Raw genomic sequence first — 19054 nt, 5'->3', positions numbered from 1 at the left:
ATACCTAAATAGCGCCACGTGATTCTCTTGCCTAAGTGTTGATTCGGGGGCGAGAGAATGCGCGCTGGTTTGTTTTGGCTGAACGACAGGCAATGGGAGCGTATCGAACCGCACCTGCCGAGGGGACTGACGGGGCCGGATCGGGACGACGACCGACGCATCGTCAGCGGCATCATTCACATGCTGCAATCGGGCGCACGATGGCGTGATTGTCCACGTGAATACGGCCCTTACACGACGATCTACAATCGCTTCAATCGCTGGGCCAAGCGAGGACGATGGTGCGCAATCTTCGAAGCGCTGGCCAAGCCTGGCGAAGACGGCGTCGTACTGTCGCTCGACTCGACCTCGATTAAAGCTCACCGGTGTGCCTCCGGCGGAAAAGGGGGGAGCACAATCAAGCAATCGGCCGCTCGCGCGGAGGCCGCACGACAAAAATCCATGCGCTGAGCGATCCGCTCTGCCGGCCGGTCGTCCTGCATCTGACTCCAGGCCAGGATGCTGATATCACTGCGGCTCACGATGTCCTGGCGCTCGCGCCACCCATGAGCGTGCTCCTCGCCGACAAAGGGTATGATGGCGACAAGCTTCGCGGCGAAATCATTCTTCGCGGCGCCAAGCCTGTAATCCCCAATAAATCTAACCGTGTCGTCATCCATCGCTTCAACAAACGCGCCTACAAAGGACGAAATGTCATCGAACGCTGCTTTTGCAGGCTCAAGGACTTCCGGCGCATCGCCACGCGATATGACAAGCTCGCCCGTAATTTTTTGGCCGCTGTTCATCTCGCCGCTCTCGTCGCATATTGGCTCAATTGAGTCTGAACCCTAGTGTTACTGAAAGGACCTCACCAATTGCGCTGGGCGCGCAGGAGCAAACTCACGGCCCTCTGGTTCTTAAGTTCATACACGGCAGCCGGTTTGGCAACTGCCGCTACCGTCGGCGCCGTGATTGTGCCAGAGTATTTCTGATCGAGGAAAATCGCGCCAAGCTCCGCCGAGAACGTGAGGTTTTTCACCGGCGTCCAGCGTGTGATGGTACCGACCGCTGCGATGTTGAAGTCGGGGTTGCAGACACCCGTCAGTCCTAGCGCCGCCATGCCTGCGCTGCCGCATATCTGAGCTTTAGCAGCGCCAGTGTAGCGAATAGCAGCCCACCCACCGAAGAAGCCGGTATTCCAGTTGGGATTCCAGTTATGGGTGAAACCGCCATTGAAGCCGTATGTGGTGGTCAGCTCAAGACCCGTCCCCGTCGCTGCCGTCACGCCGGAGTAGATGGCATCCGAAACGCCAGCAATGCCGATGCTCTGGTAGGCACCAGCGCGACCGGTGCTGCCGTAGATTGCCCACGCGGTCGGGAAGTTTTCCTGGATGCTGAACATGGTTGCGCCCTTGGTATACGCGCCCTGTAAGTTGATCGTATCACCAGCGCCAGTTGGGAGATTCTTGATCGACAACGCTAGCTGACCAGCCCAGCCCCACTTATCGCTTGGGTACCCAGTGGCTTCATTCGGACCGTAGTACGCCGAATGGTTATTGTGAGCCGCGACCGACGCCTGGAAGAGACCCCAAGCTTGGTCAACGCGCACCATGCCGACGATGTCCGGAGCGCGGCTGCCACCGAAATTCTGCGCCCCATAAGCACCCGTCACGATACCGGCAGCCGTGGCGCCTGTCGTGTTCCAGATGTTTGTCTGGTAGTAAGCAGTTGGGTCCTGCGCCGAAATTGTTGCCGTGATACCCTGACCCAAGTCAGCGGTATAGCTCAGCTGGTTGACACCTGTAGCATCGCCGCCACCACCCGGGAGGCCATCGAAGCTGTTGGCAGGATAGTTCGTCCACGGCGAGCTAAACTGGGAGACGGTCTTCCCCATGGTGAAGCCCGCAAACTGGATGAAGGCTAAGTAGACGCCGAGTGAACCGAGCCCAACGCCGTCACCCGAATACGACGTGGCGCCCGTTCCGGCGGAACTGGTGGAACCTGCCTTCCAGTTAAAGGTCGCCTCGAAGAAGGTGCGGACCATGCCGTATTCGGTCGCTGTGCGCGTATCGATTGTGAAGTCTTGGCGAGCACGAGCGGTGTAGTAGTTGCTTAGACGATTGTGCGCAGCACCGACGCCAGACAGTGGGGGCAGCACGAAGCTGTTGGTACCCAACATCATGTCGGCGCGCAGGTAGCCACCCAGCTTGATGCAGGTGTCAGTGCCGGGGATGTAATAGAATCCGGCACCATACAGCGAGCAAACCTTCACGTACTCGACCGCCTTGGCCTTGACGGGAAGGTCCGCCGCTTGCGCTTGACTCAATGCGATTAAGCCTACCGCTGGTGTCAGCGCGATTTGTTTAATCGTTCGATAGAAGTCAAAGATCGTATTTGAGAAAGTCATTGCCACCCTATCCTCTAGGCCAGAATTTGTGCGGCCGAGGCAATATCGTTGGGAAGCAACAGCCCAGTGACCACTATCGACTAATGTGATGGACTATTCTGATTTGGCGATAGATGAGAGTGAGAACGCGCCGCCATTCAAATGCGACTTCACGGCCAAATGCTGAGTGCGCTACCGATCGGGAGGTCGTCGCGAGTTGAGCCAACAGCTGGTAATTGCGTTATCAACGGTCGCAAAGGACGGCGGAACGCGTCCCGCCGATAAGCTGGATGAGGCGATGCCCGCTCTGCAAGCCGTGAGAATGGATCGAAAACTGTGGCTCGCGAATGTTGAAGCACGTAGTCATTTTATCGTGCGTCCCAGTACGTACTCGCGCTGACAACGCTCAACGCCTCACGTGATCCGCTTGCTCAAACGCTGAGACGCACGTCCTTCGCCGCTTGAGGACCACACCTCGGCACCAAAACCAGCGCGCGAGAACACCGCAGGATAACGAGCCGCGAGCTCAGGTCTAACCAAGTCGGACCCTCCGCCGCGAGCTGTTTGTCGAGGGTGAGGTCCGATCGGAGGATGAGAACGATCTTCCGCGCATCAACCATTATGCTTCGCGATTGAAACAGATCGTCCCGTCGCCGACCTCGATTTCAGCGTGCTTGAACTGAAGCAGGCGCTCGTCAATCCCGTCCACAGTGGCAAAAGTGAAGCCTTGAGCTTGTCGTCTTGGCCGGCTTATGAGACGACGCATGACCAGTTCGGCATGGCGTTTCGCCTCCTTACGCCAAAGCTGATGGCACGCTTTTAGTGCAATTCTTCGAGAGTCTTGTGACAGCGCGTAACGGTATCGCCGCGCTGGCCGGCGCCGCTCGGCCTCACCGATCCGGATATCTTGTAGCCGGTCGCGCCCAGCATCTCGGTTCAGCTTCGATCGATCACACATCGACGGAGCGGCCGCCCGGGCAAACGCCGGTTGCCTAGTTCAGCGGAGGAATGCCAGAGACGTTGTGCGCGCATCACAAGGCGATCGCACTCAGCTCATCGGCGGAGAGCTACATCCTTTCTCGGGTGTGAGCCGCGTCTCGATGTCTCCAGGCAGCCCGCGGCAACCTTCGGGCGTCACTTGTCGAATACGTCGTTTAGAGAGAGATTTGAGATGCCGCATCGGGCTCTCTGTGAACTTGCGAGCAGACAACGAAAGTCCAGCGCTGGCAAATTTCTTGAAGTTACTGAAACGACGCTACCCATCACCGTCCTAATTTGTCTGCCGCTGCAACGTCGGCGCTCCGATGGATTGGCAAGTGGATTGGACGACACCGAAAGGCAGCAGCGCAACGATATCAAGCGACAGGAGACGGCGATCGCATTCTGGCGCAGGAAAAGAAACGAATGGCGTCTCGATCAACGTGAGCCGGGATCACTTGTGATTGGCGCAGCACTCCCTGCATCACTTGGTTCCATGCTCACCTCCTTAAGCACCGTCGACCCGCTGGAGAGGCGTCGCCCCAGAGCTTCGACAAAGCGATCGTAGCGCTCAGATCCTTTGGCCCGCGCGGCCGGGCTATTTTGTTCCGGTAACGCTGGAGTGGACGTCAACCAGAAGCGGATGAACAGCGCGATCGTCTCAAGCGTCACAGTGTCATTGCGTTCGAGTCGCTCGAGGACGCGTACGATACGGTCGAATCGCTTGGCTATGGCTGCCTCCCGCCGGTCGGAATCGTCCGGTGAGAGGAATGACGAGATCGCAGCTTCGGCGACCAGCGACTTGGGCTTGCCATGACGTTTGGCGAGAACCTCGAGGCTGCCGAAGACATTGGGATCGAGGTAGATGCTCAGCACAGCATCGGCGTCATCTGGAGCCGCATCGAACTCGTCTTCGGCAAGCGGCGCACTGACCACGACCTCCTCATGTTGGGGCAGTTCTGGCTCGCGGCGAATTCCGCCATTCGGATCACGCGTTCTATGCTTGAGGGCCGCGAGATGCTCGACGGAGGGCGGGATCGCCTGGCGGCCCGACCACTCATCGTGCGGTGCTATCGATTCAACTGGACCCGTGGGCGAGGGTTTCAATATCCGGCCTTGGAATTGCGGATCCTCGTAGTACCGAACCTTGCGGGCGCGTACCGGGTGCACGCCTGAGACCATCACGATCGCCTCGTCGGGCGAGAGCTGCATGACCTCCCCCGGCGTGAGCAGCGGCCGGGAGGTCTCTTGCCAGCTCACCATCAGGTGGCCGAGCCAAGGCGAGAGTCGATGCCCGGCATAGTTCTTCATCGCCCGCATCTCGGTCGCAGTCCCGAGTGCGTCCGACACTCGTTTGGCGGTGCGCTCATCGTTGGTCGAGAACGCAATCCGGATATGGCAGTTGTCGAGAATGGCGTGGTTCGGCCCGTAGGCGCGTTCGAGCTGGTCCAGGCTCTGGGTGATTAGAAAGCTCCGAATGCCGTAGCCGGCCATAAAGGCAAGCTGGCTCTCAAAGAAGTCGAGCCGACCGAGTGCGGCGAACTCATCGAGCATAAGCAGTAGCCGCTGCTGCCGCTGGTTGGTATCGAGGCTTTCGGTCAGTCGCCGGCCGATCTGGTTGAGCACGAGCCGCATCAAGGGTTTTGTGCGGGCGATATCGGAGGGCGGAACCACCAGGTAGAGCGAGATGGGCCGATCGCCGTCCACGAGCTCGCGGATGGCGCCAGTCACATCGGCCGGTGACTTTGGCAACGGCGGGATCGCGATAGAGACCCAAAAAGCTCATCGTGGTCGACAGCACACCCGAGCGTTCATTTTTGCTCTTGTTGAGAAGCTCGCGCGCCACTGAGGCGACCACGGGATGAACGCGATCCCCGAGTTGCGGGGTCGCCAGCATCGCATTCAGCGTCGCCTCGATGGGACGCGACGGGTCGGACAGGAAGTTGGCGACGCCGGCTAGCGTCTTGTCGGCTTCCGCATAGAGCACATGCAGAATGGCGCCGACGAGCTTAATAAATGGCTGGTCTTTTCCCAGTGATTGCGGCGCTCGAGGGCGCCGTCGGGGTCGACGAGAATGTCGGCGATGCTCTGCGCGTCTCGTACTTCGCAGTCGCCTTTGCGGATCTCGATCAGCGGATTGTAAGCGGCGCTTGCCGGGTTGATCGGATCGAACAGGAGCACGGGTCCAAAGCGGGCGCGCCAACCCGAGGTCAGCTGGAAATTCTCGCCGCGAACTTGAACGCCGCCGAAGTGCCCTCGGCTTTCTACGAACTGAAAGACTCGTTTCGTAGCCTTACCGCCAGCATGGTTCGCGTGCTCAACGAACTGCACCTGCAATGGAGCCAAAATACAGAGGCACTCAGGAATGGTGCTGAAAAGTTCGAGCTTAAGATTGCCCTCGACCCTCTGCCGCAGCTCAAGCCAGCGCTCGAGGAATTCGAGAGGATCAGGAAGAGGCCCGAACTGTACTAAGGGTCGTTTCTGTCCCAACAGCGCGTATCAAGGAATCGTCCCCAAGTCGCCCTATGAGTGAATCAGGCCAACGTCACCAAACCGCCGTCCCACTATCGTGGTCGCCGCTATCGACCTCCAGAGTACTGGGGAGAGCCGCTTGGCAACGAAAGAACAGTTCCACAGCGGAGTTCGCAGACTCCTGCGCGAGGCCGAATTGCAGGGAGCGTCCTCACTCGAACTGAACTCGGGTCAACTCCATCGTTGGATCTAAGCATCAATCGCATCTCCAGCTTTGCGTTAGCTCCGCAAGCGCAAGTGGAATTCATGCGCAAACAAACGCGATCGCGCCCTTGGGAAGCCGCTCCTTCGGAACGGCGGGATGATCTCCCAATGCTCCGCCGACCCCGTTAATTACCCGGGTCGCGCTTCGCGCTTGCCCCGGCTTTCCTGTCTGGCGCTTCGCGCAAAGTGACAGGAAAGGTCTTGCGGAATGAAAAAGCCCTCGCGGCACATCAGGGATGAAATTGCTCGGCTTCAGGAGCAGCTGAAGCAGGCTGAAACGCGGGAGGCCGAGCGCATCGGCCGCATCGCAGTGAGAGCCGGGATGGGACATTGAGGAACCCGCCACTGCGAAGCGAGCGACAACACCGATCTCGAAAGCAGCGTCGTTGCAGCGATACGACACTAACGTGCGGCGCTCGAAGTGGCGGAAAACCTGGAACGAGAGGGCACGTGCGCGCATCGAGCGCTGACGTGCACGCTGCTCGATTTGGAGCGTGCTCTGCGAGACGAAGCGGACCGCATCTCAACAACAACCTGTTTGAGACCGGCTCCGCAGCGGTTGCGCGGTCGGATAAAACGGGGGCCGACCTGGTCGAGGCGAGTGCGAGATTGGATTCCGCCCGTCGAACCTTAGCTGCTCTGGAACGGCAGTTGGGATATCTTCCAAAAGTCTCGAGGGGAACAAGTGAGGTTAGGTAAGAGTTTCGCACGATCGGAAGGTTTCACGATCATTTCAGAGCGGCGGCGGCAACGCTCTGACGGGCTCGCGTCTCAGCCAAAATGCCGGCGCCTGAAACCAGCCCCTCTCTGCGCACCTCGTGTTTGGGCCGCCGAGGCACAGTGCGCGAATCGGGACCTTGCCGGATCCCAAGCCTTCCAATGCACCATCCAAGCGCCTTCCCGCCGCTTCGCCGCGTCCACCTATGCAGGGATAGGCCTCGACGCGCTGGCTCGATCGTCCTGTCGAGCGTGCGCAACTTCTGATGACGCTGACCAGCGCGAGTCCTGGTTGAGTTTCCTCTTGTGACGGCGTGGAAACGGCTTTGCAGCGTCTTCGATTTTCGGCACGGCTGCGATCGCGTGAAAGAGCTCTAAAACGGTTCGACGATAGGCAGGCGCTTGAGCCAGCGTCAACGCATTGTCGGAGAAGTGGAAGCCATGCCGGTACAACCCCTGATCAAAAACAGACGTCATGCGCCAATCAGAGCGCCGCAGAGCTGCGCTTACGATCAACGTCGAACCGATGCATTCGAACCACCAATCTCATTGGTGGCGCCTGCTCCGGTGCGATCGATGACCCAGGCCACCATATAGCCCTTGGCCTGCTCGGCCTGCACCTGCCGGAGGGCCTCAGAGTAGGTTAGTAAGGGCTCCTGCGCCGGGTAGACGGCGCGGTCGGTCGGAGTGACGAAGTGATGGCAGCACACGCGATAGTCTTTAGCCTCGTAAATCGGAATCCTCCTCTCGCCTCAGGTCGCGCGGCCATATGCGCTTTCAAATACTGCCCTACCACAGAGAATGCGGCCTTTAAGAGGCCGCGCGCTTCTTCAACACCCCATAAGGTTGGTCAGGCTGCCAGCTCCGACGCGATTCAATGAGCTTCTCGATCAGTTCAGACTGCGGTCTCGGTTTTGCCACGAGACAGTGGGATTCAAATCGGGCCGTGGAGCCCCACATCATCGCCACAGTCCGAAGACACCCGCCCGGTGCGATTGATGGCGAGAGAATGAATCGTTTGGCTCTGATCGATTCATAGAAAGCACTGGACTCGCTTTCCCAGGAAGCGAGAATTCACGTATGCCAAACCTCATCCTCGGGCCACTTCACCTTCGCCGCTTCGAAGCCACCCGCAACATGCGGCGGTTTTACTTGCTTTCGATCCAGCCGACCTTGTTCGGCGGGGTCTCACTAATCCGCAACTGGGGCCGGATTGGCACGAGCGGGCAGGTCTTGATGCGAACCTTCGAGGACAGCGCGGGAGCGGGCGAAGCATTCGGACGGCTGGAGCGCACCAAGCGCAGGCGCGGATATGCCTCTGCTGAGGAGAAAGTCTGAGGTTTCGTCAGTTTTCCGGAGATTACGGATCCACTTACGATGTCTGGAACGTGAACTGACAGAAACCGTTGAGCCGGAGGGGACGACTTGAAACGCTTCATGATACGCTCGCGTCGCGGCGTCGGCTGATGAGAATTCTCAGCCCGATTGTTGAGAGCTTTGTGCTGGCGATGTTCAACGTAAAAAGGCCATCTTCGCCCCGCAGCGCCGTACGAACGCTTGTCCGTGATCGTCACGCGCGGCGGCGTGCCGGCGGATTTCAAGAGCTTCTTCATGAGCCGCTGAGCACCGCGCGAGTCACTTCGGCGCTGGATCAAGACGTCGGGAACGAAGCCATTCTGGTCGACAGCGCGCCAGAGCCAATGTTGTTCGCCCGGGATCGAGATAATGATCTCGTCCAGATGCCATTTGTCACGGCGAGCGGCAGCGCGCTGACGAATCCGATCGGAGAACGCCACGCCGAATTTGGGTCCCCACTGGCGCCCAGTTTTATAGTTCACGCGTGCTTGGCACGAGCGAGCCTTTTCGACTTGGCGCGACATCTCCATGACAAGCGCTATCGCCGACTCTCGAACCTTTGAGAATCGCCTCCTTCAGTTCAGCGGTCAGTTAAGTTGACGATGCCGTGGCTCGACATTCGGTATGGCACAGCGATTGCTCCAATGAAAACAAAAGCGCGCCGGAAGCTGAGCACGGCGAGCCGGTGTCGGAGTATGGATCTTCTCTGAGCCGTTAAGCAACATAGCCATCAGCGGGCGGAACCCAGGTCCAGCCGGTTGATATCAGGAATCTGTTGATCGGCCACGTCTTCTTTTTGTCGTGCCACGTAACTCTGACAGGTAGAGAGATTTTGGAACCCACATTATGCCCGCGGAGTCGGATATTAAATGTGCGAATGCAAACATTCGAACAAGCACCGTCTGGACAATTGTGCTCGGCTTTGCCGCCGATCCATTGATGCGGTGGAGTTGGCCTGACGCAAGCCAATATCTTCGGAGCATGCCTCGGTTCGTTAACGCCTCTGGTGGACCAGCGTTCGAGCACGGCACAGCATACGTCACGGGAGGAATCCGCGCCGCAGCCCTGTGGCTGCCGCCTGGCGTGCAGCAAGACGAGTCCGCGTTAGACGAACTAATGGCGCAGTCCCTGAACCCAGAGATCACCGGAGATATGGCGCTCCTGCGGCAGGAAATGGCTGAACATCATCCGCCCGAGCCGCATTGGTACCTGCCTCTCATCGCGGCCGATCCGAACTGGGTCGGGCAAGGACTTGGTACATTGCTGATGAAATACGCTCTTCAACGATGCGATCAGCAGGGCATTACCGCCTATCTGGAAAGCTCGAATCCCGAGCACATTCCCTTTTACCAAAACCACGGCTTCGAGGTCATTGGCAAAATACAACATGGTTCTTCGCCGCCGCTCACGCCAATGTTGCGAGCAGCCAAATAAAGCGAAATTCAAAGCCTGTGTTCGCATTGGCTCACGAGGGCCGCTTTTCAGCACTGCTTACGTGTTGTCTGCGGCGGCGCTGATTTCGCTAGCAAGCAGTGGGGCGACTTGGGCTCGCGGCGATGCTCCATGATGTCGGGAAAGCTACCATTCCGCTGACGCTGTTCGACAAGCCTGGTCGCCTAAATGAGAAAGACAGCAGGCTGATCGAGACACATCTGGTCTACGGCTTCGGAGCGCTCAGGATGATCTTGAGGCAGCCCCACAGAGCAATGAAAAATATCCCTGCGGGACTCTTGAGAAGTCTCATTGTTCTAGGCCGCGCTCTGCGAGCAGCCGGTGCATGACCTCGCCTTTGATCTCGCCTGCGATTTGGTTTCGAACTTGGGCTCCGAGCACCCGCTCGGCATCGACGTCGCCTACCAGACCATGTTCGGCCAGTCGCCGATCCAGACGGCTTTGAAACTCTTCGCCCATGGCTTCGACGAGCCGGTCCTGCATCGCTGCATGTTCGTCCGGTGCGATGCGCCTCAGCACCGTCTCCCAAGGTTGCCAGCGGGTTGCCATATAGTCGGTGAATTGGGTCGCTTCCCGCGCCCGGACCAGGTCCAGCGCCTCCGTCGCATCATCCTCGCTTACACGAGAGACCGCCAGGTATTGCATGTTAGGGGCGAGGTGACTCAGCTCGAGCGGCTCGCGCAGCCGATGTTGATAGGCCAGGTAGACTTCGATCTCGTCTAGGTCCGGGTAGACGCTGAGGAGCGAGTTGACCCTGTCGCGCGCGATCTCGTCAAGCGCCTCCAAGCGGAACGCAACACGGCCGCGCTGGATCAGTTCGCCAAGACGATCGTCATAGACGCCGTCCTCGACGTCAGCGTTGAGGCGCGCGGTCTGCATACCGTTCCAGTGCAAGGTAACTCGATCCTCGCAGCTCAGGTTGGCCTCGGAAGCCTGTGCAAAAAACTGCTCGCGCAATCTCGGATTGGCCGCCGCCTGCCGCAGATCATCAGCCACTCTCTGCCGAAACTCGTCATTGCCGTAATTCACGGTTCCCCGTAGCCTCTCCAGGAACTGCGCGTAGTCCTGGGCGCCTGGCTCATCCGCAAAGTGCTGCCATTCGGCCAGCGTCGCCGGGTCGTCTGCGAGCCAGTGCGCGGCAGCCTCATATAGAGATTGCTGCGCAAGCTGCGGTGGCGCTTCAGCCGCCGCCAGATTAGCGAGGACGTCGTCCGGCAGCGGGTTATCCCCGAACTCGAGGTTCTCCAAATGCGGGTAGCTGAAACTAAGATTCGGTACCAGTCCCTCAAGAAGATCCTCAGGCAGGCTGGTCAGCCGGTTACCGCTGAGATTGAGCGATTGGAGCGTGCTCGGAAGGGGGGCAGGGAGGTTGGCCAATTGATTGCTGCTGACATCGAGTTCAATGAGCCCCGATGGGAGGGAGTTGGGGAGATCGGTCAGCTGATTGCCACTAACCGCGAGCGAGGTGAGCCTGCTCGGGAGCGCGTCCGGCAGGCTAGTTAGTCGGTTGTCGCTTGCGTTCAGGATCTCGAGCCCAGCCGGAAGGTTGGCCGGCAGACTGATCAAGCCGTTATCGGCCACCTCCAGCCGAGAGAGGGTCGCCGGAAGAGCTTCCGGCAAACTGGTCAACCGGTTATGGCTAATGAGAAGATGCTGAAGACCGGGTGGGAAGCTGGCGGGCAGGCTGCTTAGCTCGTTGTGCCTGGCGCGCAGTTCCAGCAATCTTGGCGGCAGGGCGGCGGGCAAAGCGGTCAGGGAGAGGGAGGACAAATCCAGCGAGTGCGAGCCCGTGTTGTCCGCCCCCCTAATTCGTGTGCGCCCCTGTCGCCGATTCTCGGCTTCGCCCTGCCCCTCTTCGGTAACCCAGTTGTCCAGGATCTGCGCGCGCGCGGAGGCCGGGGTCCGATATCCTGTCATGGCTTCGACCAAATCCGCCACGGCTCGGCTGAAGCCGCTGAGGTAACTTTCCTGCTCCCCCGCCTCAGAAGCGGCCGAGGAAGAACCTGCACTCCACTGTGCCTGTCCTGTGTTCATCAATTTCTCCATCGTCAGAACAAGAATACCCCCGCTTCTCCAGGTCGCGAAGCAGGCGGGTTGTCATGATCATTCGAGAGCCAGCGCACGTGCGCTGCGGCTCCCGCCCGACTCGAGCCGGCACAGGGTCGCACACGGCAAACTGATCGATACTGCTGCGAGGCTTCCTGCCATTTCGTTGACCAGATAAGTCCCGGAGGACTGTCAACGTGGCAGCGTTCTGCCCTTAGCAGGCCTACCTGTCGATCAGCTGACGAGTGTCGCTGCAGCGCGTGGGGAGACTCGTCATCCAGACAACACGATAGTTGAAGGTGAACGCGGGCAGGATGAACTTCTCGCCGATGCAGGTCGTCGTGATGAGATAATCCGAGGCGCATGGGGAGGTGGCGCGTTCCGATGATAGTCAATTGGGTACCTGCCGAAATCTAGGCTCTGACCAACGTTTGATCAGTTGACGAGTGTCGCTGCAGCCCCAGGTCGCTCGGTTGCCAGAGGTGATCGAAGCAAGCCGGTTTGAGGTTGAACCGGTCAAGCTTCGCAAAGACCAGCTTGGCACGGATTGCCTTGGCATAGGACACCGCCAGCGCTTTGGCGTTCGGAGCGCCTGCCACTTTTCGTTGCCACGTACTCGGCCGAAGGCTCCACTGGCCGCGGTTGAGATGAGGCGCCAGCCGCGCTGGGCTCTATGCCTAAGGCGCTCCTGCCTTGGTTATCCGCGGTAACGTGGAGGCGGAAGAAAAATCGCCCTCAGCCATCATCGAGTCAGTGCTCCGACAGATATGCCGGCTTCGATGCCATCGTTGCCCCTTTTCCGGCGATAGCTCTTGTCAGCTTATCGAAAGCTAAGTGTCTTAGGCCTACAACGTATCGTCGTGGACTGAGCCTGCTCAGTCTCGTAAGGAGGTTCAATGGATCGTTTTCAGGCAGAACAGATTCAGCGCGGCGATGTGATCCCTTCCGGGTCCTCCGAACAAGAGGACCCGGGAAGCGGGGCTACGGCGCAGTGGGACGGAGTCGTAACAGGCTATGCAGCAAACTCGGCGGATTCAGCCCATGCGGAGGGAGACGAGAACGAGGTGCTTGAGCATTGGGCTGCAGAACCGGAGGTGGGTCCGCTCGAGGATCGTGAAGAGGCGGTAAGGCGACTGAATGCTCGGGGTGAGGCCACAAGAGTGGATCTCGAGTCGCTGTCTCTTACTAGCCTGCCTAGACTTCCGACAGGTATCGTCGTGCTCGATGTGCCCTTCAATCGGCTTACCACTCTGCCCGATAGCCTTCCTGCTTCGCTCCAGCGTCTCGACGTTAGGGGCAATCAGCTGACCGGCCTGCCCGCGCTTCCGACCGAGCTCAGAGGCCTCGACGCGAGTTCCAACCGGCTGAGAAGCTTGCCTGGGGCCCTACCAGCTGCGCTCCAGTTTCTCGACCTCAGCCACAATCAGTTGCCGAATCTGCCCGAGGTCCTCCCTGCTTCGCTGCGGTTTCTCCACGCCGGCCACAATCAGTTGACGAGTCTGCCGGAGGTCCTTCCTGCCACGCTCCAGTTTCTCGACCTCAGCGAAAACCGATTGACGGGACTGCCGGAGACCCTCCCTGCTTCGCTCCAGTTTCTCGATGTCAGCGAAAACCAGTTGACCAGTCTGCCCGAGGACCTGCTGACGCAGCTGGGCGCTGGTACCAGCATAGTTCTGACTGAAAATCCGCTGCCCGAGCAGGTGCTGACGAACCTGGATACAGTCTTAAGCGCCGAGGGCTATGTCGGTCCGGCCGTCCACCTTTCGCGCGAGGACGAAAGTGAACTGTCCGGGACAGACGATGGACAGGCCGATGCTCTCACTGAAACGGTCGCAGACTGGCTCAGGGGCAATCCAAAGGAGGGCGATCGAGAGGTGCTGGCCGCTTGGCAAAGCAGTGCAGAAGAGCCGGGCGCCCGGGAGTACGCGCTTTTTCTCGGCAAGCTGTTCGACTCCGTCAACTCAAGCAATGAAGAATTCCGGCAGTCGGTGGCCAATGATCTGCGACAGGCGGCAAAAAACCCGCAATTGCGTGCGCAGTACTTTCAACTGGCCCTGGACGCCAACCACGGCTGTGAGGATCGCAGAACTTTGACTTGGAACGGCATGCAAACCGCACGCCTTATCGCAGACGTCGAGAACGGCGTCTATGACAACAAGGCACGGCTTCCCGATCTCGTCGATCTGGGGCGCGTCATGTTCCGCCTGGACGCGCTGGAGGGGATTGCGCGGGAGAAGGCTCTCTCGCTGGGCTCGCTCTACAACACCGAAGACATCGACGCCATTGAGGTCTTTCTTGCTTATCAGGCCAAGCTGCGCGAGCGGCTGGGCCTGCAGCACATCGCGCCGGACATGCGCTTCTTTGAGGTCTCCCACGTCACCGACGCTGACGTCGACATTGCGGAAGTATCCGTGCGGAACAAGGAGGCGGCGGAATTCGCCGACTATTTGGCGACGGACTGGCAACCTTGGGACGATGTGGTGCGCCGCATTGCACCTGAAGACCATGCTACGATGCAGGACCAACTCATCGATGCAATGGGTGAGGAGTTCGACAGCCGGCTGACGCAAGAGCTCGCCAACAAGGGCCTAAGCGGCGCTGAATCCGACCTCGTTGACGATGCCAAGCGTGAGTTAGGACCCGGGATCCGCAAGGAAATCGCCCGCGAGATCAAGGGCGCTCTAAGAGACAAGGTGTTCAATGATCACGGCCTCAACCTGTGAAGCCGCCTTTGCTGCAGGAGGCTGTTAATTCCCGCTGCGTTTCCCTCTCGTGCGCCGGTTGGTGGCCGAGAACCTTCGCGTGATGCGCAGCGAGTGCGCGGAGCGCCGATCTAGAAACCGGCATGGCTCGACTCATGCAGCGGGTGTTTTCCCCAAGCGACGATGGCCAATCTGGCGATCATGGGGATCTCGTCGGCTGCTATCGAGGGCCGCATGGATGCGGGCGAATTGACGGAAGAGCCGATACATGCGTTTGTACGGCTTCAGAGTCGGCATGGAAGAACGTCACCGTACTTGCACGCGCGTATTGGCTAATTGAGGATACGGCTGCTTGCTGAGCTACGAGGAGCCTGACTATCACCGGCCGGACAACGATAGCCCTGAAGCATCAGCCCACTTCGTTCTTCGGAGATCTGCGCAGGGCGCCGAAACAAGCAAATCAGCCGTTCTCGACCGATGACGACGGCGCTGACGTGACAGTCCGTGGAGCTTTCCGATGCCGATGCGCCAAAGCGGACAAGATGAACTGCGAGCTGGAGCATGTGGGGACAGCCCACCGATGAGATCGTCGCACCGGACGGCCCGTGGCTGTCAGTTTAGAAAGCTAACGAACTGCAGGAATTCGCAGCGAGCAATCGAGACCGTAACGAGCTCATCTGAACATGCAGCAAAAGCCGGCGCTGCCACGCCGCACCCCCGCGGCTGTTGGGTTGCTGCACAAGACTTCCATCACAATCAGGCTCTCCTTCGGTCATTCCTCCGAGGATCGCCGTCGAAGCCCTTCACCGTGAACGTTGCTCTGTCTTCCATCCAGATGGTTTGTTGGCAGCCAATCTGTGGCGCCCCCGAAGAACTCTCTCAGCGACCATCTCGCAGCTTCGTCATGTGTCAGTTGATGGGAGTGAGGCTCGCGGCCTGAGGGGTTAGCCCCGACGCCGAAGGATCTATATTCGGCATAATAGCTGGTGCTCAACTTGTTGGTCTCGCCCGGAACCCATTCGCGCCAGCCTTCCGCAATCACCTGCGCATCTACCTTTGTCGACAGGAAGACCACTGTGGCGTAGGGACGCCAGGGGCGGCCAAGCGCGATATAGCGCGCGGCAGGGTCGGCACTTAGCCTGCAATGATCAAAAACATAGCCACTGTCCTCATCCGGCGCTGCCTTGCCCTGAGCGGTATAGATGACTGCTTGATTGGCGATACCGTGCAACTCACATTTACGGAACCAGGCCTTGGCGTTGCCAAATATGAAATCGACATGCCCTTCGATGTAGCAGTTCGAGAAGTATTGTCGTGACATTCGGCCGTTCGGTCCCTTGCCGGCAAACAACGTATCCTGGGCGCCAAGCAGGCGGACGCGCGTAACGACGTCCCTGTCTCCGGTAACGGACAGCGCTACCGCCTGCGAGGGTGGATTGGCCGGATTGAGGGCGTAGTCGTTCTGAATGGTCAGATTCTCGAGCCGAAAGTCATCGCCAGCTGCATCCAGCGTCGCCGAACGGGCCGTTCCTCCTACATCGATCGCGCCGTCGCCATACACAATGACCGTATCCTCCGGCTTGTTGCCAGTCCCTGCGAGATGAACACCGGATTTGGTGATTTTGACCTTCTCGCGATAGATGCCCGCCGCGATCCAGAGATCTCCGCCTTCTGCCGGCAATGCGTCGATGGCTTGCTGCACGGAGTGATAGTTTGCATTTCCGGCATGCGACACCAATAGGGGCTGAGCGTACGCTGCCGGGATGCAGAAGCAGCCGGCCAGAAGCGCAGCAGACGGCACAAAAATTCGCATGTGATTTTACACTTCGTTTCTCAGCGGGATAGCCGCTGCGCATCGACACGAGATTTTCATCGCCAAACCAGAACCTGCGTCACCTTGGCATTTCAGGCCCTGCAAAACCGTCGGCCAATTGCAACCAACTCGGGACGTGAGGCCGACCTTCGTCAACACCAGTAATCTTGGCCCCAGATGCGGAACTCACCACCTGAGTTCGGCGCCGGGTGTAGTGCTTACCGATTGCCGTCGCGGAATGCCCTGGAACATACCTCCGATCCGCGCAGCAGCGGTTGTGTAGCTCGTCCGGGCAGCGGGGGCCACACGTCAGAGCGATTTGCGGTGACGTTCGCATGTTCAAGTTGCCAAGTCGCGGAATTGGCAAATCGGACATCTTCGAGTGTCACGTCCAGGGCATGCCGCCCGTCTACGCCGCGCATCAGCAGCACACCAGTGTCGCCATGCACATGACGCAGAACGATTTGCCGATAGACCGGAATCCTCGTGCCTTGAGCGCGCGGATCATATTTTGTATCGAAAGCCAGCGGCCACCGGTTGCCCCTCAGGCACACGTACTCATAAGTCACGCTCTCGACCAGACCGCCTCGACTAACATCGCTCTTGATGCGCAGGCCCGACGTCGTACCATCCAGCGTCAGATTACGCACCAATATGTCTCTGGCCCCGGAATTCACCTCGCTGCCGATCGACATGCCATGCCCCCAGCCGAAATAATTATCAATGACCGAGATATGGCTGCTTGAGCCATTGTCGCCGGCCTTGATTGCGACGTTGTCGTCACCCGTACGGATCCAGCTGTGGGTGATGGTCACATCCTGACTGGCGCCAAGATCGATGCCATCGGTGTTGCGGGCATCCGCCGGCGAATCGATCGTGAGGGCCCAAAACGTGGCACCTTCAACCCGGTTCATCGCGACATGAAAATTGGCAGCGTTGCGCAAGGTGACACCAGAGAACGTGATATCCTGCGCATGATCGACCTGGATCAAGCGTGGGGCGTTCTGATTGCCGCCCTGGGCTTGGGCGCGGCGGGCTAGCTGCCACCAGGTTTCCGCGCCGCCGCCGATCAGTGCGCCGCCCTGACCATCGATGATGCCCTCTCCGTAGATACCGCCGCCGCGCGTTTTAGAAAAGCTGATGAATGGCCGGCAACCGTCGCCCTTTTCCGCAATGCGACCACATTGTCCGAGGCCCTTGTCGTAAGCGGCAGGTTCGGGGATGGCGATCAGTGTCGCACCGCGTCCGACCCATAAGGTCACGCCCGATTTCATCTCGAGTGGACCTGAGTGAAACTCGCCGCGCCCGAGATAAACTGCAGCGCCATCGGGGCAATGTTCAATGGCCTCCTGTAGGCTAACTGTATCGTTCTTGCCGGAAGGCACAGGGCGATCGCAGACCGTATCAGGTGCGACAGGTTCGGCGATAGTCCGGCGGTCTTGCGCTTTTGCGGCGGGGCCGACAACCATGGAGGCGAGTATGGACAATAGGGCCCAGTTGCGAAAACGCTTTGTCATTGACCTGCTCGTGCTTTTGTCACGCGCATCATTGTCGCGTGCCTTTTCTGGTATTGAGCGCTGGCTTGATCGAGTCGCCGCGCGCGTCACTGGCGCGCACAAGATGACATTTATCCGACGCAGTAGACGCCTGGACTTGAGATCGCGCAGCAGCACCTTGCCTATGCGCGAAAAAGATGAAGCGTTCTGCGATAGTACGAAAATCCAACAACTTCGTAACGTCAGCCTGCTCACACTGATTGAGCTCCCAACCGGTCCCCGATTTCATTTGTGCAACTACAATTGCGCGTGAGTCCACGCAGCCTCTCGTCCAGGATCGGTGGGCAGTGAGTATTCGGGAAAGCTTTCGAGAAGCTGACGAGGCTACGGCCGGCACCGGATCGCATTCGCACCGGATGCCCTCTTCCTGGTGTCTCACGAATTTTTAGATGACTGCCGTTACCCGCCCTGTTCCGGAGTGATCGCTTGCGGGACATAGTCAGTGAGTTCCGTCATCATCCATGCGATGCCGGAGACATGGTCGGCTTCCGCGGTCAGCACCCCTCGGCACGTCGCCTGCCCCACGGCCATAGCGGACCATCGTGGTCATTGAACGCGCCCGCTCGCGCCCCCTCCATGGACGCCTAATCGGAAATTTCAACGACTTAAAGACGGACAAGACGACCGAACTGGCTGGAAGTGGAGAGCTCTTGACACTCGATTCAGGACATCTACGTGAGCAGCCCCGAAACAGGAGGCTCTAGCCAAAGACGCGGCGATACGTCCCCTATCTGGTGCTGCTCTGCGCGCATCCCTGGCGGACGCACCGCGATCAGCCAAAAAGCCGAGCCTATCGGCAAGGCCGCACCTAATTGTCCAGTTCGCCCGCCGGGTTCGCAACACCATGCGCCTCGAGATCTTCGCCAGGTCCGTCCCAAAACCTGTCGCCGTTAACGTGCGCGGCGGCAGCTTTCAGCGGTCCCATCGAGGCGAAAACGCCACGGCAGCATCCGGGTTAACAGGATTATCGAGGCTTCGCGATTTAGGCGGCCGTGCGTTGCGTATTGAATTGTTTGCCGCAGAGTTGCGCTGGCGTTCATCGATCGAGACCGCTCGACACTCAAGCCTCCGCTCCAGATCCGCCAATCCTGCCTTACATTCGGCGACAACCGATTGGGCGCGAAGCAGCTTGACCTTGAGCTCGTCCTGTTGCCTGAGTATTTTCTCAATATCCCAATCGTTCTGCATTAGCTCATTGACCATCTGCAAGCCCCGATGCAAGGCCGACACCTAGCTTCAAGAGCGCAGGCTCTGCAATGTCGCAGATGCCCCACCCCGAACCATGGGCTAATCCGATGCCAAACGATCGTCCTGAGGACGCCTTTACGCTGGC

9 protein-coding genes and 5 pseudogenes are annotated in these 19054 nt (G+C 59.1%); 7 read left to right on the top strand and 7 right to left on the bottom strand.

Annotated features, from left to right (window positions below):
* The first annotated feature begins 35 nt into the window (after window positions 1-35).
* A pseudogene (locus XI08_RS06935) lies at window positions 36-818 on the top strand (IS5 family transposase).
* A gap of 29 nt (window positions 819-847) precedes the next feature.
* Here the strand turns inward: XI08_RS06935 and XI08_RS06930 are convergent.
* A complete protein-coding gene (locus XI08_RS06930; RefSeq protein WP_271573867.1) occupies window positions 848-2386 on the bottom strand; it encodes a porin in 1539 nt (512 codons plus the stop codon).
* A 649-nt stretch (window positions 2387-3035) separates the two neighbouring features.
* On the opposite strand from XI08_RS06930, the gene XI08_RS06925 reads away from it, so the two are divergent.
* Complete coding sequence (locus tag XI08_RS06925) at window positions 3036-3188, top strand: hypothetical protein (protein ID WP_271573866.1); 153 nt, start codon at window positions 3036-3038, stop codon at window positions 3186-3188.
* A 1034-nt stretch (window positions 3189-4222) separates the two neighbouring features.
* Here XI08_RS06925 and traG read toward each other — a convergent pair.
* Window positions 4223-5578 (bottom strand): annotated as a pseudogene (gene traG / locus XI08_RS06920) (IncP-type conjugal transfer protein TraG); the annotation flags it as partial.
* Between the two features lie 709 nt (window positions 5579-6287).
* Between traG and XI08_RS06915 the strand changes: the two are divergent.
* Together XI08_RS06915 and XI08_RS06910 are read left to right on the top strand one after the other, a co-directional pair.
* Window positions 6288-6407, top strand: a pseudogene (locus tag XI08_RS06915) (TraC family protein); the annotation flags it as partial.
* A gap of 1469 nt (window positions 6408-7876) precedes the next feature.
* Window positions 7877-8134 (top strand): WGR domain-containing protein, encoded by a 258-nt coding sequence (locus XI08_RS06910; protein ID WP_271573865.1) that lies wholly within the window; start codon window positions 7877-7879, stop codon window positions 8132-8134.
* Between the two features lie 50 nt (window positions 8135-8184).
* On the opposite strand, the pseudogene XI08_RS06905 reads toward XI08_RS06910, so the two are convergent.
* Window positions 8185-8634: pseudogene (locus XI08_RS06905) on the bottom strand (IS6 family transposase); the annotation flags it as partial.
* Between XI08_RS06905 and XI08_RS06900 the strand changes: the two are divergent.
* Together XI08_RS06900 and XI08_RS06895 are read left to right on the top strand one after the other, a co-directional pair.
* Window positions 8630-8747, top strand: a pseudogene (locus XI08_RS06900) (IS6 family transposase); the annotation flags it as partial. The pseudogenes XI08_RS06905 and XI08_RS06900 overlap by 5 nt on opposite strands.
* A 251-nt stretch (window positions 8748-8998) precedes the next feature.
* A complete protein-coding gene (locus XI08_RS06895) occupies window positions 8999-9586 on the top strand; it encodes a GNAT family N-acetyltransferase (RefSeq protein ID WP_271567471.1) in 588 nt (195 codons plus the stop codon).
* A gap of 306 nt (window positions 9587-9892) precedes the next feature.
* Here the strand turns inward: XI08_RS06895 and nopM are convergent, their stop codons facing one another.
* Window positions 9893-11638, bottom strand: coding sequence for a T3SS effector NEL-type E3 ubiquitin ligase NopM (gene nopM, locus XI08_RS06890; RefSeq protein ID WP_271573864.1), 1746 nt, complete (start codon window positions 11636-11638; stop codon window positions 9893-9895).
* 908 nt (window positions 11639-12546) lie between these two features.
* Here nopM and XI08_RS06885 point away from each other — a divergent pair.
* Window positions 12547-14373 (top strand): NEL-type E3 ubiquitin ligase domain-containing protein, encoded by a 1827-nt coding sequence (locus tag XI08_RS06885; RefSeq protein ID WP_097669967.1) that lies wholly within the window; start codon window positions 12547-12549, stop codon window positions 14371-14373.
* Between the two features lie 751 nt (window positions 14374-15124).
* Here the strand turns inward: XI08_RS06885 and XI08_RS06880 are convergent.
* The 3 genes from XI08_RS06880 to XI08_RS06870 all read right to left on the bottom strand — a co-directional run bounded on the left by XI08_RS06880 (window position 15125) and on the right by XI08_RS06870 (window position 18924).
* Window positions 15125-16165 carry a pectinesterase family protein gene (locus XI08_RS06880; protein WP_271573863.1) on the bottom strand — a complete coding sequence of 347 codons (1041 nt, stop codon included), beginning with the start codon at window positions 16163-16165 and terminating at the stop codon, window positions 15125-15127.
* A 218-nt stretch (window positions 16166-16383) separates the two neighbouring features.
* Window positions 16384-17682, bottom strand: a complete 1299-nt coding sequence (locus XI08_RS06875) for a glycoside hydrolase family 28 protein (protein WP_271573862.1) — start codon at window positions 17680-17682, stop codon at window positions 16384-16386.
* Window positions 17683-18633: 951 nt separating this feature from the next.
* Window positions 18634-18924 carry a hypothetical protein gene (locus XI08_RS06870; RefSeq protein WP_271567468.1) on the bottom strand — a complete coding sequence of 97 codons (291 nt, stop codon included), beginning with the start codon at window positions 18922-18924 and terminating at the stop codon, window positions 18634-18636.
* Window positions 18925-19054: the final 130 nt, after the last annotated feature.

This window comes from Bradyrhizobium sp. CCBAU 11361, from assembly GCF_028128935.1.
GTDB classification, from domain to species: Bacteria; Pseudomonadota; Alphaproteobacteria; order Rhizobiales; family Xanthobacteraceae; genus Bradyrhizobium; species Bradyrhizobium niftali.
The sequence above is the reverse complement of the archived record's forward strand: the minus strand, read 5'-3'. Positions and strand labels throughout refer to the sequence as shown.